Below are 15,953 nucleotides of genomic sequence, written 5' to 3'. Positions count from 1 at the left end.
GGCGATGTGATTTCGTTCAACGAAAATCTGATCTAGCCATCGACGCACTGTTGGCAGATGCCGTATTGGCCCGCACCAGACGTAAACATCTCGAATGGTTGTCCACAGTGGATGCAGCGGGGTCGCGTATCGCGTCCTGACAATCCAAGCCGTGCCAGTCGCTCGTTCCGCTCACGCATCCATTCTTGCTTTCGCTGAGCCGCGGCTTCTGCATCGACCTGCGCCCATTTCCAGTCGTCATCAGCCACGGGAGCCTCCGTCCGGCGGATCATAAGGTTCGAACTGGAGGAACGCTGCATCGAGCGGGGAAAGAACCGCTGCTGAATTGGGAAGCCCCGGGTTGGACCCCGGGGCTCCACCCAATCAAGAAGGAGATGCGTTGGCGCGTGAAGCGACACGCTCGTCTATCCATGCTTCCACTTCATCGGCGACCCACGCGACTCTGCAGGCACCCAGCCGTACCCGCAGGGGGAATGAGCCGGCGACTTCGAGCCGCGCAATGTGCGCGAACGAGTAGGGCACGCCATAGATCGATTTCAATTCCTTCTTCGATACCAGTTTCCGTGTCATCGGACACTCCCTCGTGAGAGGGAGCATCGCGATGCTCGCCAGGAACCAGCTAGCGGGCAGGAATGACAATACACCTCCCGCTATGCGGGTAAAAGGCGTTCTCTGCGCTTCGGTGAATCTTTTGCGTCGGGACGGTCGCCTGAAAGCGACCCATACTCGGATTGAGAGCGCATCAGTTCCAACAAGTGAGATTATTTCCGCGATCTGAAATCGTCGAGCAGATCGGCCCACGCCTGCATCAGCTTCACGCGCTCCGGCCAGTAGGTGGCGCGTCTTGACGCAGCGTCACATGCATCAGTCAACGAATTGGAACTTCAAACGGACTCACGGAGAGAGACCTCTCGGTGATAGGGTGTCGAATACAGGCCTGCCATTCATAGGCGGAAATGTCCCGTGGTGTTGAACTCAGAGATCACCCATGAAAAGGATCACCCTCTTTACGACAGTCGCTTTCAGTATTGGATTCACAGTAGGTGTTGCTGCGTTGGAGGTGACATTGATGATGCAGCAACGTTTGTTCGAGCGACCTAACGGGGAATCGTACTCCTTCGATAGAGGGTACGACGACACTAGCTACAGTGGACATTGGGATACGTTTACAAAGTTGACGGCTGTGCAGCCTTCGGAGATGCGTGCGACATTGCGGCTTTTGGTGTCAGCGGTCCGGGGCTTGCCAACAGAAGACCTGATCATCCTTAAGACCACAGAAGGAGATGTTTGTGGCGACAAGGAACTCATTGATTGTCGTGGAGTCCGCCCCCAGGTGGTAAAACAGTATGTTGAGGTGGCTTTGAATGAGCGGGCAAAGAGGGAGGCGAATGCGATCGCATCGCGGCAGATGATCGTTACTATGTTCTCAGCAACAGGCACTGTGTTGTCATTCATTGTTGCTGTTGTGGCTCTCGCCAAGAGGGGGCATTGACATAAAGATCGGGTGTATTATACTATAAATACTCGTGCATTTTGTGTAGTCAATGAATAGTCGTTGGCTACTGAAACGCGCGAGGTGCGGCAATGTGCACGGGACAGTCCTCGACTGGGGCAGCATGGAATTCATGGAAGTCGGACGTCGCTCTAGGCCTTTCGGCTGGGGCGCTTATGTTGTCATTTCTGAATTTCGTTCTTCTTATCGTCGGATGAGAGGGTCGAATTCGTGCCGTTTGAGGGCCTCCTTCTAGGGGCCCTTTTTATATGGAACGAGCAGTGCTGTTGAGAATATTGTCATTTGAGCGCAAGTCATCGAGCAGATCGGCCCAGGCTTGCATGAGCTTCACGCGCTCGGGCCAGTAGGTGGCGCGGTTATAGATCCGCCGGATGACGTTTTCGTCCTGGTGACCGAGCGCGGCCTCGATCACATCCGGATCGAAGCCGCGGGCGTTCAAGATCGTGCTCGCGGACGAACGAAAGCCGTGGGCGGTCATCTCGTCCTTCTCGTAGCCCATGCGGCGGAGCGCCGAATTCATCGCATTCTCCGACAGCGGGCGTCGGTTGGAGCGGATCGACGGGAAGACGAGTTCGCCGTGGTCGGAGAGCGGCCAGATGTCTCGGAGGACTGCAATCGCCTGCCGCGAGAGCGGAACGTCGTGAGGGCGGCGCATCTTCATCCGTTCGCCGGGAATGCGCCATCGCGCTTTCTCAAAGTCGATCTCCTCGCGGCGAGTGCCACGCACCTCCCCGGGTCGCGCGCAGGTGAGGGCAGTGAACTTCAGCGCCGCCGTGAGGGTCGGCCAGCCGTCATATTCGTCGATGGACTTCATCAGCGCCCCGAGGTGCTTCTCGTCGACGATCGCGGGACGATGCTGAACCTTCGGCGGCTGGAGGGCTCCCTTCAGGGGAAGGGTCGGATCGGCCTCGGCGCGCAGCGTTACGATGGCGAGGCGGAATACGCTGCCGATTGCGCCGCGGAGCCGTCGGGCGCTTTCGCGCCGGCCGCTCTTTTCGACCCGGCGGAGCACGTCGAGGATTTCGGCGGGTTTGATGTCGGCGATCGGACGGTTGGCGAGCGGGGCGGCAAGGTCCTGAAGCAGCCATCGCAGCTTCTTGACTGTCATCGAAGCCGCCTCGTTCGCCTCTTTGTTCGCAATGTACTCCTCGGCCACGATCCCGAACGTGTTGCGGGTGGCGGCCTCGGCCGCGAGCCGATCCTGCTTCTTTTGGATTGAAGGATCGGTTCCGTCGAGCAGGAGGCGTTTTGCATCGTCGCGGCGGCGCCGGGCTTCCGCCAATTGCAGCAGCGGGTACGGCCCGAAGGAGAGGAGCTTCTCGCGGCCGAGATAGCGGTACTTCAGCCGCCACAGCTTGCCGCCGCTCGGGCTAACAACGAGGTATAGCCCGCCGCCATCGGAGAGCTTGAACGGCTTGTCGCGGGGCTTCGCGGCACGGATCGCGGCGTCGGTCAGCGACATGGGGGTATCGCCTCGCGCTGGGGGTATCGATGACTCCGATTCTACCCCCAAAATTCTGAGTAGCAATGTTCGCGCATGAGTCGCCATGCGCACGGAAGGAGCGCGCAACTCACTGATTGCAGGGCATTTTTGAGGATTTATGGAGAGCTATGCGCAGGGGTAATGGTGCCCAGGGGCGGAATCGAACCACCGACACCGTGATTTTCAGTCACGTGCTCTACCAACTGAGCTACCTGGGCGTGCCCGCGAAAAGCGCGATGCCGGAGCAGAACCCCGAGGCATCGGCGAGCGGGGGGGTTATAGAGGCTCACTGGGCGGATGGCAAGCCGACCGCGACGGGATTGCGACAGGCGTTTTTGCTCGCCCGCGGCCGAGGTACGCACCCCGTCACGCCGGCAGGTCGGCGCCCGTGCGGGCGTCGCTGACGGTCCGTGGTTCGGGGCCCGCCGCCGGTGCGCCCGCAGTGGTACCGGTCCGCACGGCCGGCGCCGGCGCCGTTTCGGCCGGCGCCTGGAGGATCGTCAGGGCGCGCGGCACGATGCCGTAATGCAGCGGCACGGCGGCGCGGACGAGCTCGCCGTCGGTCGCCGTCCAGGCGCGGCGGCGGACGTGGGAGATCGTCACCTCGCGGGCCGTGACGCTGCGGATGCCGGGATTGTCGCGCCATGCACCGGTGAGCAGGTCGGCGCCGGCGCGGGCGAGGCCGAGCGTGCTCGCGTCCTCGGCGATGTGGACCTCGAGCAGCCCCTCGTCGAGCCGCGGACGCCGCCAGTCCGGCCCGAAACGGTTGTTGGTGACCAGCACGGCATAGGCGTCGACGATCTCGCGGCGCCCGTCGAGCGCCACCTCGAAGCGGAACCGGCCGCTGCGGCGCAGCGCCTTGAGGGCCGCCCAGGCGACCCCGAGGAAGCGCCCGAGGGGGTGGCCGCGGGTCTCCTCGCGGGCGCGCGCCATCTGGCTGAAGAAGCCGATGCCGGACAGCGAGTGGAACGGGCGGCCGTCGAGCGTCGCGAGGTCGATGTCGGCCGGCGTCGCCGCCTGCAGGGCCGCCACGGCGGCGTCGATGCCGGCCGGCATGCCGAGGTCGCGGGCGAGCAGGTTCATGGTGCCGAAGGGCAGCACCCCCAGCACCTTGCCGGTGCCGGCGAGCGACCGGGCGGCGAGGTTGACGCTGCCGTCGCCGCCGCCGACCACAAGGGCGTCGTGCGACGCGCGGGCGGCCTCGGCAATGGCGGCCGGCATCGCCTTGGGCGCGACCAGATGGATGTCGACCTGGCGGCCGCCCTCGCCGAGCGCGGCCAGCGCCGCCGTCACGGTGTCGGCCCCGCAGTCGACGACGGTGCCGGCACGGGCGTTGAGCAGGACGAGAATGCGGCGCATGGCGGTTCCGGCGATGATCGTGTTTCGGCCCGGCGCACCGGCGCCACGCAGGCGCCGGCGGCAGAGCACATCCGAGCCTCAACGCGGTACCGCGGCCGTGGTTCGCGTCGGCGCAGCCGCCGGTCGCGCGGCGGTCGGCCGCAGGCCGGACCTGCGGCGGCCGGGCTCGCGTGCCGACCCCGGCGCCGTTATCAGGGGCGGACGACGAGGAGAATCGGATGAGCCCGGCCGACGCGCACGTGTACAAGATCTGCCCCGCCGCCCTGTGGCGCGAGGCCGAATCGAGCGGCGTGTTCAAGGGCGCGCCGGTCGACCTCGCCGACGGATACATCCATTTCTCGACCGCGGCCCAGCTCGCCGAGACGGCCCGCAAGCATTTCTCCGGGCAGCGCGACCTGGTGCTGGTCACGGTCGCCACCGCGGCGCTCGGCCAGGCGCTGCGCTTCGAGCCGTCGCGCGGCGGCGATCTCTTCCCGCATCTCTACGGCCCGCTGCCGCTGAGCGCCGTGACGGCCGTGGCGCCGCTGGAGACCGGGCCGGACGGCGGCGTCCGCATCCCCGCGCTCGGCTGACCGGCCGCCGCCTCGCCGCCCTGCGAGGGGGCGCGACAAGGAGCGCGACGGTTCTCCTGAACCTCCGGTCGCGAGGCCGCGACCAAGAGCCGGGACGGCCGTGTCGCGTCTCGCCGGCGAGACGCCCGGCCACGCGGCCTGCGCCGCCTCCGTTCGAGGGGGAGCTTCCATGCCCGACATCGTCCGCCGGCGCCTCGTCGCCGGCCTCGCCGCCGCGGCCGCGGCGCCCGTGATCGCCGGCCCGGCCGCCGCCCAGAGCGCGACCGACGTCCGCGCGACCGACATCCGCACCGAGACCCGCACGCCCGATCCGGGCACGCTGCACGCCCAGGCCAAGCTTCCGGAGACGTCGATGACCACGCTGTTCAAGATCGTCACCGTCAAGGACGAGATCGTCATCGGCCTCTCCGACGCCGAGCTCGATGCGCTGGGCGGGCGCGACGCCGGTGCGGTGGCGCGCGCGCTGAAGACCCGCGGCGAGCTCACCGCCTGGCAGTACGCGGTGCGCAAGGCGGCGACCGGCGAGCTGGAGCAGGCGCCGCGTCAGAAGGTCGGGCTCTTGGCCCACGAGTCGCTGCGCGTCGAGCCCTATCCGACGCCGCTCGCGGTGCGCTCGCACGACTGACGCACACCGCACCGCACCGGCCGCCGCGATCGCGACGCGGGATCGTACCGCGTGACCGCGACGTCCGCGTCATTGCGCGGCGAGATCGGACGGATGGGTGGCGAGCGGCGTCACCGCGATGCGCATGTAGGGAAACAGCGGCAGGTCCTGCAGGATCCGGTGCAGCTCGTCGTTCCCCGCCACGTCGAAGATCGAGTAGTTGCTGTACTCCCCGACGACGCGCCAGATGTGGCGCCAGCGGCCGTCGCGCTGCAGGGCGAGCGCGTAGTCCTTCTCACGCGCCTTGATCCGAGCAAACTCCTCCGGGTCCATGTCGCGCGGCGGCGTCACGTCCATGCGGACCAGATAGAGCATCGGCCTTCTCCCTCGTGCGCCGTGGCCTGGTGAGCCGCGGCTTCGTGAGCCGTGGCGGCTCGGCTTCGTGTCGCGTCGCGCCCGCCGACGCGGGTCGATCGTGTCGCGCGGCCGCGGCGACGCCGCTCTAGCAACATCGCAGGGTCGTTTCAACGTCGCTCCGGCCGTGAGAGCCGCGGCGCCGGAGCCCATTGTTCAGTCTTTCGAGACAATGGCGGAGGCGCCGAAACAATCGACGCCGCAAGGGTTTCCGGCACCCGGGTCGCGTTGACAGGCGAGCCGGGCTTCACCTACAGACCGTGGGCGGACCTCGTTTCCTGATCGATCGCCGCGGGGCCATGATGGTCTCGCCGGGCGACCGGACCGGCGCTGCGGCGCCGTCCCGCCCGCTCGATCGCCGCTCGCCGCACTGTCCTCGATCGTCAACGCCTGAGGGTGTCTCATGTCCCTGCTCAAGCGCCTGTCTCTGATCGTCGCCGTGATCGCCGCCGCCTCCACGGCCGCCGCCTCCACCGCCGTGCGGGCGCAGGACTTCCCGTCCGGCCAGATGCGCCTGATCGTGCCGTTCGCGGCGGGCGGGGCCGCCGACATCATCGGCCGCGCGATCGCCGAGAAGCTCGGCGCCCTCTACGGCCGCACCATCATCGTCGAGAACATGCCGGGCGCCGGCTCGAACATCGGCATCACGGCGGCCGTCCGGGCGCAGCCCGACGGGCACACGCTCGTGCTCGCCTCCGTCGCGGTCGCGGCGAACGTGGCGCTGTTCAAGTCGCTGCCGTTCGACCCGCTCAAGGATCTGGCACCGCTGACGCTCGCGCTCGAGACTCCCAACGTGGTGATCGTGCCGGCGATCTCCGACGTGAAGACGATTCCCGATCTGCTCGCGCATGTGAAGAAGGGCTCGTCCAGCTATGCCTCGGCCGGGATCGGCTCGTCGCTGCATCTCGCGGCCGAGCTGTTCAAGCAGCAGGCCGGCGTCGACATCACGCATGTGCCGTATCGCGGCAGCAGCCCGGCGCTGACCGATCTGATCACGGGGCGCATCGACGTGATGTTCGACAACGCCTCGACGGCCCTGCCGCAGGTGCAGGGCGGCAAGGTGCGGGCCATCGCGGTGACCACGAAGGACCGGATCGCCCAGCTCCCCGACGTGCCGACCGTGGCGGAGAGCGGCCTTCCGGGCTACGAGATGAGCAACTGGTGGGCCGTCTACGTGACGGCAAAGACGCCGCCCGCCGTGGTCGCCAAGCTGTCGGCCGATCTGCGCAAGGCGCTCGCCGATCCGGATCTCGCCAAGCGCTTCGACGACGTGAGCGGCCGCATCGTCGCGTCGTCGGCCGAGGAACTCGCCGCGCACACGGCGCGCGAGGTGAAGAAGTGGGAGCGCGTCGTCGAGACGGCGGGGATTCGCGCCAGCCAGTGAGCCGAGACCACGAGACGGTCTGGGGGATGAGCATGGACCTGGGCGATCTGCGGGCGTTCGTCGCGGTGGCGGAGGAGCAGCATTTCGGGCGCGCCGCCGAGCGCCTCGGCATCTCGCTCGCCCAGGTGTCGCAGCGCGTCCGGCGCCTGGAGGAGACGCTGAAGGCGGAGCTGCTGTTCCGCACCACCCGCTCGGTGGTGGTCACCCGGACCGGCGAGGAGCTCCTGGCCGAGGGCCGGGTGCTGCTGGCGCAGGTCGCCCGCCTGGAGGAGCAGGTCCGCCATCTCGGGTCCGGCAAGGACGGTCCGCTGCGCCTCGGCGCGGTCGGCTCGGTCAGCCAGACGCTGCTGCCCCGCATGGTCGGGATCGTCGAGCGGGCGATGCCCGGCGTGCGGCTCAAGATCACGGCCGGCATGTTCACCTCGGCCCAGGAGCGCGCCCTGCTGGACCGCGAGATCGACCTCGCGCTGCTGCGGCTTCCGATGCGGGCCGCGGGCCTCGCCTACCGGGTGGTCGGCCGCGACCCGCTGGTGCTGGTGATCGCCGCCGGCCACCGGCTCGCCGGACGTGATCAGATCCGGCTCGAGGATCTGTGCGACGAGCCCTTCGTGACCTTTCCGGAGGCCTCCGGCTCGGTGGTGCGCGACGCCGTGCTGACCCAGTGCGCCAAGGCCGGCTTCGTCCCGACCGGCCTCGTCGAGGTCGGCGACACGGGCACCATGCTGGGCCTGGTGGCCGCCGGCCTCGGCGTCGCCCTGGTGCCGCGCTCGGCCCAGGGCCTGGCGAAGGATCAGCTGCAGTCCGGGATCAGGTTCGTCGATCTCGGCATGACCGAGTACATCGACATCGCGCTCGCCTGGCGGGCGCAGAGCAACTCGCCGCTGGTGCGCCGCGCGCTGTGCGCCCTCGACGAGGCCGACCTGTTCATCGGCGCGACCCGATATCCCGAGAGTGACGCATGAAGATCACCAAGGTCGAGGCGATCCCGTTCTCGATTCCCTACACGCGGCCGCTCGCCTTCGCGTCCGGCGAGGTGCATGTCGCCGAGCACGTGCTGGTGCGGGTGCACGGCGAGGACGGCGTGGTCGGCCATGCCGAGGCGCCGCCCCGGCCGTTCACCTATGGCGAGACGCAGGGCGGCATCCGGGCCGTGATCGACACGATCTTCGCGCCGCAGATCGTCGGGCTCGACGTGCTCGACCGCGAGAAGATCCACGCCCGGCTCGACCGCACGGTCGGCAACCCCTGCGCCAAGGGGGCGCTCGACATCGCGATCTGGGACGTCGTCGGCAAGGTTCTCGGCCGGCCCGTCACGTCGCTGCTCGGCGGCTACACGGACCGCATGCGGGTCAGCCACATGGTCGGCTTCGACGATCCGGACCGCACCGTCGCGCTTGCGCAGCGCATCCACGAGACCTACGGAATCACCACCTTCAAGATCAAGGTCGGGCGGCGTCCCATCGCGCGCGACGTCGCGGTCTGCCGCGCGCTGCGAGCGCATTTCGGCGATGCCGTCGATCTCTACATCGACGGCAACCGCGGCTGGAGCGCGGCCGAGGCGGCGCGCGCGCTGCGCGCCATGGACGACCTCGATCTCCTGATGGCCGAGGAGCTGAACCCGGCCGACGACGTGCTCGGGCGCCGCTGGCTGGTCGGCCGCACGGCGATTCCGTTCTTCGCCGACGAATCGGTGTCGCGCCCGGCCGAGGCGGCGCGCGCCCTGCTCGACGGATCGGCGACGGCGATCTCGATCAAGACGGCGCGCACCGGCTTCACCGGCTCGCAGCGGGTCCTGTTCCTGTGCGAGGCACTCGGCGTCGACACCTATATCGGCAACCAGATCGACGGTCAGGTCGGCACCATGGCGTCGCTGGTGTTCGGCGCCGCCTACAAGGGGACGGCGGAGCGGGCCGGCGAGCTGTCGAACTTCCTCGACATGAGCGACGACCTTCTGGCGGAGCCGTTGCGGATCGAGGGGGGCGAGCTGAGGGTGCGCGACCTTCCCGGCACCGGCGTCGTCATCGACGAGGACAAGCTGTCGCGCTACCGCACCGACCGGTGAGTCGCGCCCGGACGCTCCGGGGCGGCCGTGCCGGGCCGCCATGCGTCGCGCCGCCGATCCGGCCCTGTCCGTCCCCCATCGAAATCGCGCTATGATGGTCCTCCGTCGCCGGCCGGACGCGGCGACGTGCGTTTCGACGAGGACATCATGGACGCGACCGTGCAGCAGAATGCCGACTTCTCGGAGGAGGAGCGCGACGCCGTCTATCGCTGCATCGCCACGCGGCGCGACGTGCGCGGCCAATTCCTGCCCGATCCGATTCCCGACGACGTGCTGGCGCGCCTGCTCGACGCCGCCCATCACGCCCCGTCGGTCGGCTTCATGCAGCCGTGGGACTTCATCGTGGTGCGCGACCCGGCGGTGAAGCGGAAGGTGCACGCCGCCTTCGCCACCGCGCACGACGAGGCGGCCGACATGTTCGACGGCGGCCGCGCCGCGACCTACCGCAAGCTCAAGCTCGAAGGGATTCTCGGGGCGCCGGTCGGCCTGTGCATCACCTGCGACCGCGAGCGCACCGGCCCGGTCGTCATCGGCCGCACCCATCAGCCCGAGATGGATCTCTACAGCGCCGTGTGCGCCGTGCAGACGCTGTGGCTCGCCGCGCGGGCCGAGAATCTCGGGCTCGGCTGGGTGTCGATCGTCCGCTACGACGATCTGCGCGCCGCGCTAGGCATTCCGCCGCGCATCCAGCCCGTCGCCTATCTGTGCATCGGCAAGGTCTCGCATTTCTACGAGAGGCCGGAGCTCGAGACCGCCGGCTGGCTGCCCCGCCTGCCGCTGCGCGACCTCGTCTGGTTCGACGGCTGGCACCAGCGCCGCGGCGACGAGGGTTTGCTCGACCAGCTCGGGTGAGGCGACCGCGATTGCTGGAATCCCGCCTCCAACCGTCACCCTGAGGTGCTCGGGCGAAGCCCGAGCCTCGAAGGGCGACGGCCCGGGCCGCATCCTTCGAGGCTCGCCTCCGGCGAGCGCCTCAGGATGACGGGTCGAGTTCCAGGTCGACCGGCGCGTCGCGCCGCGCCCGGGACACGGAGCGGAGCTGCGTTCGCTGGCGGATCCGCACCCTGGTCCCTACATCCCGGGCGTCGACGATCGGCGGCCATGTACGGCCGGCGACACCCCCAGCGCACTGCAGACAGGACGACACGGACCATGGCGATCAAGGACATTCTGCCCGGCACGATGGGCTTCGGGGCGGCGCCCCTCGGCAACATGTTCCGTGACATTCCCGAGGCCGAGGCGCTGGCGACCGTCGAGGCGGCCTGGAGCGACGGCATCCGCTACTACGACACCGCGCCGTTCTACGGCGCCGGCCTGGCGGAGATCCGCCTCGGCGAGGCGCTCGCCGGCAAGCCGCGCGGCGCGTTCGTGATCAGCACCAAGGTCGGCCGCGTGGTCCTCGACGAGGTCGAGGTCGCCGCCCGCGATCAGGGCGAGAAGGCCGGCGTGTTCGCGCATGGCCGGCCGAACCGCGTGGTCAACGACTACACGGCGGACGGCACGCTGCGCTCGATCGAAGGCAGCCTGAAGCGGCTGCGCACCGACCATGTCGAGATCGCCTTCGTCCATGACGTGGCGCAGGACTTCTATCGCGACGAGTGGCTCGCCGTGTTCGACACGGCCCGCACGGGCGCGTTCCGGGCGCTCGATCGCCTGCGCGACGAGGGCGTGATCAAGGGCTGGGGCATCGGCGTCAACCGGGTCGAGGCGGTCGAGCTGCTGCTCGGGCTGCAGGAGCCGCGCCCGGACGTCTGTCTGCTCGCCGGGCGCTACACGCTGCTCGACCATTCGCGCGCGCTGCAGCGCGTGATGCCGACGGCAGCGGAGCGCGGCGTCGGCATCGTGGTCGGCGGTCCCTACAGCTCGGGCGCGCTGGTCGGCGGCCCGAACTTCGAATACGCGCCGGCGCGCCCCGCCATCCTGGAGAAGGTGGCGCGCATCAAGGCGATCGCCGACCGCCACGGCGTCTCGATGAAGGCGGCCGGGCTGCAGTTCTCGCTCGCCCACCCGGCCGTCGTGGCGGTGATCCCGGGCGCCAGCCGGCCGAGCCGCATCGCCGAGGACCGCGCCGCGCTCGCCGAAAAGGTGCCGGCCGACTTCTGGCGCGCGCTGCGCGAGGCGAAGCTCGTCGACCCCGCCGCACCGCTGCCGATCGATTGATCGGGGCCGGCATTTCGACGGACGTCTCTCCACCCTCACCCTGAGGAGCGAACCGAAGGTTCGCGTCTCGAAGGGCGAGGGTGGCCTCCGCGTGGGGCCGCATGGTTCGAGACGCGGCCTGCGGCCGCTCCTCACCATGAGGGGAGAGGTGCGATGCGCGATCGACGAGGCGGGTGTTCTCAGCGAATACGGCGAGCACGGCGCGGCTCCCTCTCCCCGGCGGGGAGAGGGCTGGGGTGAGGGGGGCCCGACGCCGATTTGTTTGATCGAGAGGGCGGCACCCCCTCACCCGGAGCTCGCGCTGGCGCGCGAGCCCCGACCTCTCCCCGCTGGGGAGAGGTGAAGCGAGGCGCCGGTCGTGAGCACGACGAAACGCGTCATCTGATAAGCAAACGGGGCGGCCCGTGGGCCGCCCCGTCGCATTCCGTGGTCGGTGAGCCGACGCAGAGGGGGCGGTTACTCGCCGGCCTCGCGCGGCTGCTCGTCCTTGTGCCCCTCGGCCTTCTGCTTGGCCTCGAGGTCCTCGCCGGTCTCCTGGTCGACGACCCGCATCGACAGGCGGACCTTGCCGCGCTCGTCGAAGCCGAGCAGCTTCACCTTCACCTTGTCGCCTTCCTTGACGACCTCGTTGACCTTCTGCACCCGCCGCGAGGCGAGCTGGCTGATGTGGACGAGACCGTCCTTGGAGCCGAAGAAGTTCACGAAGGCGCCGAAGTCCATCACCTTGACGACCGTGCCCTCGTAGATCTGGCCGACCTCGGGCTCGGAGGCGATCGACTTGATCCAGTTGATCGCGGCGCGGATCGACTCGCCGCTGGCCGAGGCGACCTTGACGGTGCCGTCGTCCTGGATGTCGATCTTGGCGCCGGTCTTCTCGACGATCTCGCGGATCACCTTGCCGCCCGAGCCGATCACCTCGCGGATCTTGTCCACGGGAATCGAGAACATCTCGATGCGCGGCGCATGCTCGCCGAGCTGGTCGCGGGCCGAGGTGAGCGCCTTCGACATCTCGCCGAGGATGTGCAGGCGGCCGTCCTTGGCCTGGGTCAGGGCGACCCGCATGATCTCCTCGGTGATGCCGGCGATCTTGATGTCCATCTGCAGCGAGGTGACGCCCTTCTCGGTGCCGGCCACCTTGAAGTCCATGTCGCCGAGATGGTCCTCGTCGCCGAGGATGTCGGAGAGCACCGCGAAGCGCTCGCCCTCGAGGATCAGGCCCATGGCGATGCCGGCGGTCGGCGCGCGCAGCGGCACGCCGGCGTCCATCAGCGCGAGCGAGGTGCCGCACACGGTCGCCATCGAGGACGAGCCGTTCGACTCGGTGATCTCCGAGACGACCCGGATCGTGTAGGGGAACTCGTGCTTGAGCGGCAGCATCGGACGGATGGCGCGCCAGGCGAGCTTGCCGTGGCCGATCTCGCGCCGGCCCGGCGAGCCGATGCGGCCCGTCTCGCCCACCGAGAAGGGCGGGAAGTTGTAGTGCAGCATGAAGGTTTCCTTGTAGGTCCCCTCCAGCGCGTCGATGAACTGCTCGTCCTCGCCGGTGCCCAGCGTGGCGACGACCAGGGCCTGCGTCTCGCCGCGGGTGAACAGCGCCGAGCCGTGGGTGCGCGGCAGCACGCCGACCTCGGCGACGATCGGGCGCACCGTCCGCACGTCACGGCCGTCGATGCGGCGGCCGGTGTCGAGGATGTTCCAGCGGACGATCTTGCCCTCGAGCTCCTTGAACACGCCCTTGACGCGCAGCTCGTCCCAGCGCGGCGTCTCCCCTTCGGGGAAGAAGTGCGCCTTCATCTTGGCCTTGGCGGCGTCGACCGCCTTGTAGCGCTCCTGCTTCTGCGGGATCGCATAAGCGGCGCGCAGATCCTGCTCGACGACCGCGAGCATCTCCTTCTCGATCTCGGAGTTGTCCTCGGTGACGAGGTCACGCGGCTCCTTGGCGCACTTCTCGGCGAGCCGGATGATCGCCTCGATGACCGGCTGGAAGTGGCGGTGGCCGAACATCACGGCGCCGAGCATCACCTCCTCGGGGAGCTCCTTCGCCTCGGACTCGACCATCAGCACGGCGTCCTGGGTGCCGGCGACGACGAGGTCGAGCTGGCTCTCGGTCATCTCGTCGAGCTGCGGGTTGAGGACGAACTCGCCGTTGATGAAGCTGACGCGCGCCGCGCCGATCGGGCCCATGAACGGGATGCCCGAGATGGTGAGGGCCGCGGAGGCGGCGACCATCGCGACGATGTCGGGATCGTTCTCCAGGTCGTGCGACAGGGTCGTCACGATCACCTGGGTGTCGTTGCGCCAGCCGTCGGCGAACAGCGGACGGATCGGGCGGTCGATCAGGCGCGACGTGAGCGTCTCCTTCTCGCTCGGCCGGCCCTCGCGCTTGAAGAAGCCGCCCGGGATGCGGCCCGCCGCGTAGGTCTTCTCCTGATAGTTGACGGTCAGCGGCATGAAGTCGATGCCGGGGCGCGGCGTCTTCTCGGCCACCACGGTGGCGAGAACCGTGGTCTCGCCGTAGGTGGCGAGCACGGCGCCGTCGGCCTGACGGGCGATGCGGCCGGTCTCCAGCACGAGCTTGCGGCCGGCCCAGTCGATCTCCACGCTATGCTTGTCGAACATCTTGGTCTTCTCTCATGGTTTGGGGGATGCCTCGGACAGCCATGAGCAAGACGGCGAGAGGCTGCCGCGCGCGCCCGAAGGCGCGACCCGCGACAGCGTCCGGCGATCCTGCCATGGCGATCTCCAGCGTTCGCCGGGCGGCCTCGCCCGGCTCGGTCGGCGGCGACGGGCCGCCGCATTCGGCACGGCGTCTCGGACCTGTCCGGTTCCGGTCATCGGAGCCCGGACATCCGGACCCGGACCGTTTCGGTCCGGACCGTTCGGTCCCGCCGCCGGAGCGCCACTCCGACCGAATTCGCTGCGCTCCGGACCTTTCGGTCGCCTCCCGCCCGCATGGTCCCGCAGGCCGGGACCGGGGCGGCATCGGTGCGGCGACCTGCGCCGCATCGTCTCGCGGGGCGGGCCTCGGCCGTCGGCGGGATCGGCCCGCCGACGGATCGGCCCGCGAAAAAGGCTCAGCGACGGATGCCGAGCTTCTCGATGATCGCCTTGTAGCGGCTCTCTTCGGTCCGCTTGAGGTAGTCGAGGAGCTGGCGCCGCTGCGACACGAGCTTCAGGAGGCCACGCCGGGAGTGGTTGTCCTTGGTGTGGGTCTTGAAGTGATCGGTCAGGTTGGCGATGCGCTCGGAGAGGATCGCGATCTGGACCTCGGGCGAGCCGGTGTCGCCGGCCTTGGTCCCGTGGGTGGTGATCAGCTCGGCCTTGCGGGCGGTCGTGATCGACATCGGGTCAAACACCTTGCTTTCGGCCGGCTCTGCCATGCAGGCCGGCGAGGTTGAACACGCGCTTGGGGACGATCTCGCCACGGTCCATGTCGGCGAGGGCCAGGAGCTGGCCCGAGACGGTCACGGACACGATGCCGTGGACGATGGGGGCGTCCCGCCCGCGCACCAGAACGGCCTGGCCCCGTTGGAGCCTGGCCGCGTCCGCCCGACTGACGGCCAGCGCCGGGATGTCGTCCAGCGCGGTCGAGACAGGCAGAAGGGTGTCGGCGAGGCTTCCCTCGCCAACCGCGGCTCTATCGCACACCGCCTGCAGATCCGCCAGAGGAATCATGTCCTCGCGGGCGAACGGGCCGACGGCGGTGCGGCGCAACGCCGAGACGTGGCCGTGGCAGCCGAGCAGGCGCCCCATGTCGCGGGCGATCGCCCGCACATAGGTGCCCTTGCCGCATTCGGCCGCGAACACGGCATGGTCGGCGTCCGGCGTGTCGATCAGCTCCAGCGTGTGGATCTCGACCGGCCGCGCCTTGAGCTCGACGGTCTCGCCGTCGCGGGCGATGTCGTAGGCGCGCTCGCCCTCGATCTTGATCGCCGAATAGCGCGGCGGCACCTGCTCGATGGTGCCGGTGAATTGCGGCAGGGCGGCCCGGATCGCCTCCGGGGTCGGGCGGTCGGCGCTCTCGGCGACGACCCGGCCCTCGGCGTCGTCGGTGTCGCGCTCCTCGCCCCAGCGCACCGTGAACTCGTAGCGCTTGCGGCCGTCCATCACGAACATGACGGTCTTGGTCGCCTCGCCGAGCGCGATCGGCAGGCAGCCGGACGCCAGCGGGTCGAGCGTGCCGGCGTGGCCGGCCCGCTTGGCCGAGAACAACCGCTTGGCGATCGACACGGCGTGCGTCGAGGTCATGCCGACCGGCTTGTCGAGGACCAGCCAGCCGTGGACGTCACGCTTGTCGCGCTTCTTCTGCGGCCCGCGCTCGCGGCGCGGCCGGCCCTCGCCCTGCGGTGCGGTGCCGTCGGTCGGCCGGGCGTCCGCCGGACGCGGGTCGGTCGCGCCGGCG

15 protein-coding genes and 1 tRNA gene are annotated in these 15,953 nt (G+C 68.9%); 8 read left to right on the top strand and 8 right to left on the bottom strand.

Features of this window, described 5'->3' with window-relative positions; genetic code table 11:
* Positions 1–363 precede the first annotated feature (363 nt).
* On the bottom strand, positions 364–570 hold the full coding sequence (locus CCR97_RS24640; RefSeq protein ID WP_111355312.1) for a helix-turn-helix transcriptional regulator: 207 nt from the start codon (positions 568–570) through the stop codon (positions 364–366).
* A 418-nt stretch (positions 571–988) separates the two neighbouring features.
* Here CCR97_RS24640 and CCR97_RS24635 point away from each other — a divergent pair, with 418 nt between their 5' ends.
* Complete coding sequence (locus CCR97_RS24635) at positions 989–1,492, top strand: hypothetical protein (RefSeq protein ID WP_146618622.1); 504 nt, start codon at positions 989–991, stop codon at positions 1,490–1,492.
* 265 nt (positions 1,493–1,757) lie between these two features.
* Here CCR97_RS24635 and CCR97_RS24630 read toward each other — a convergent pair whose 3' ends face one another.
* The 3 genes from CCR97_RS24630 to CCR97_RS24620 form a co-directional block, all read right to left on the bottom strand.
* Positions 1,758–2,975, bottom strand: coding sequence for a tyrosine-type recombinase/integrase (locus CCR97_RS24630; protein WP_111355275.1), 1,218 nt, complete (start codon positions 2,973–2,975; stop codon positions 1,758–1,760).
* A 163-nt stretch (positions 2,976–3,138) separates the two neighbouring features.
* Positions 3,139–3,214 (bottom strand) — tRNA-Phe (locus CCR97_RS24625).
* Between the two features lie 148 nt (positions 3,215–3,362).
* Positions 3,363–4,355 carry a diacylglycerol/lipid kinase family protein gene (locus CCR97_RS24620; RefSeq protein WP_111355311.1) on the bottom strand — a complete coding sequence of 331 codons (993 nt, stop codon included), beginning with the start codon at positions 4,353–4,355 and terminating at the stop codon, positions 3,363–3,365.
* Between the two features lie 218 nt (positions 4,356–4,573).
* Between CCR97_RS24620 and CCR97_RS24615 the strand changes: the two genes are divergently transcribed.
* Together CCR97_RS24615 and CCR97_RS32390 are read left to right on the top strand one after the other, a co-directional pair.
* A complete protein-coding gene (locus tag CCR97_RS24615; RefSeq protein WP_111355274.1) occupies positions 4,574–4,927 on the top strand; it encodes a DUF952 domain-containing protein in 354 nt (117 codons plus the stop codon).
* Between the two features lie 169 nt (positions 4,928–5,096).
* Complete coding sequence (locus tag CCR97_RS32390; RefSeq protein WP_338049134.1) at positions 5,097–5,552, top strand: hypothetical protein; 456 nt, start codon at positions 5,097–5,099, stop codon at positions 5,550–5,552.
* 69 nt (positions 5,553–5,621) lie between these two features.
* Here CCR97_RS32390 and catC read toward each other — a convergent pair whose 3' ends face one another.
* Positions 5,622–5,906, bottom strand: a complete 285-nt coding sequence (catC, locus tag CCR97_RS24605; RefSeq protein WP_111359555.1) for a muconolactone Delta-isomerase — start codon at positions 5,904–5,906, stop codon at positions 5,622–5,624.
* Positions 5,907–6,348: 442 nt separating this feature from the next.
* Between catC and CCR97_RS24600 the strand changes: the two genes are divergently transcribed.
* The 5 genes from CCR97_RS24600 to CCR97_RS24580 all read left to right on the top strand — a co-directional run bounded on the left by CCR97_RS24600 (position 6,349) and on the right by CCR97_RS24580 (position 11,551).
* A complete protein-coding gene (locus CCR97_RS24600) occupies positions 6,349–7,329 on the top strand; it encodes a Bug family tripartite tricarboxylate transporter substrate binding protein (protein ID WP_111359556.1) in 981 nt (326 codons plus the stop codon).
* 26 nt (positions 7,330–7,355) lie between these two features.
* On the top strand, positions 7,356–8,291 hold the full coding sequence (locus CCR97_RS24595; protein WP_111359557.1) for a LysR family transcriptional regulator: 936 nt from the start codon (positions 7,356–7,358) through the stop codon (positions 8,289–8,291).
* Positions 8,288–9,391 (top strand): mandelate racemase/muconate lactonizing enzyme family protein, encoded by a 1,104-nt coding sequence (locus CCR97_RS24590; RefSeq protein ID WP_111359558.1) that lies wholly within the window; start codon positions 8,288–8,290, stop codon positions 9,389–9,391. Before CCR97_RS24595 ends, CCR97_RS24590 begins: the two co-directional genes overlap by 4 nt.
* Before the next feature lie 147 nt (positions 9,392–9,538).
* Entirely contained in the window at positions 9,539–10,243 is a 705-nt protein-coding gene (bluB, locus tag CCR97_RS24585) for a 5,6-dimethylbenzimidazole synthase (RefSeq protein WP_111359560.1), read from the top strand.
* A gap of 300 nt (positions 10,244–10,543) precedes the next feature.
* Positions 10,544–11,551 carry an aldo/keto reductase gene (locus CCR97_RS24580; protein ID WP_111360648.1) on the top strand — a complete coding sequence of 336 codons (1,008 nt, stop codon included), beginning with the start codon at positions 10,544–10,546 and terminating at the stop codon, positions 11,549–11,551.
* A 456-nt stretch (positions 11,552–12,007) separates the two neighbouring features.
* On the opposite strand, the gene pnp is transcribed toward CCR97_RS24580, so the two are convergent.
* The 3 genes from pnp to truB form a co-directional block, all read right to left on the bottom strand.
* The gene (gene pnp / locus CCR97_RS24575; RefSeq protein WP_111359947.1) at positions 12,008–14,170 is read right to left on the bottom strand and encodes a polyribonucleotide nucleotidyltransferase; all 2,163 of its coding nucleotides are present in this window, start codon (positions 14,168–14,170) and stop codon (positions 12,008–12,010) included.
* A gap of 455 nt (positions 14,171–14,625) precedes the next feature.
* The gene (gene rpsO, locus CCR97_RS24570) at positions 14,626–14,895 is read right to left on the bottom strand and encodes a 30S ribosomal protein S15 (RefSeq protein WP_111359946.1); all 270 of its coding nucleotides are present in this window, start codon (positions 14,893–14,895) and stop codon (positions 14,626–14,628) included.
* Between the two features lie 4 nt (positions 14,896–14,899).
* Positions 14,900–15,953 (bottom strand): tRNA pseudouridine(55) synthase TruB (truB, locus tag CCR97_RS24565; RefSeq protein WP_201159967.1); only part of this gene is annotated, 1,054 nt, incomplete at its 5' end.

Source organism: Rhodoplanes elegans (assembly GCF_016653355.1).
Classification (GTDB): domain Bacteria; phylum Pseudomonadota; class Alphaproteobacteria; order Rhizobiales; family Xanthobacteraceae; genus Rhodoplanes; species Rhodoplanes elegans.
This window is presented reverse-complemented; position numbering and strand designations above follow the sequence as displayed.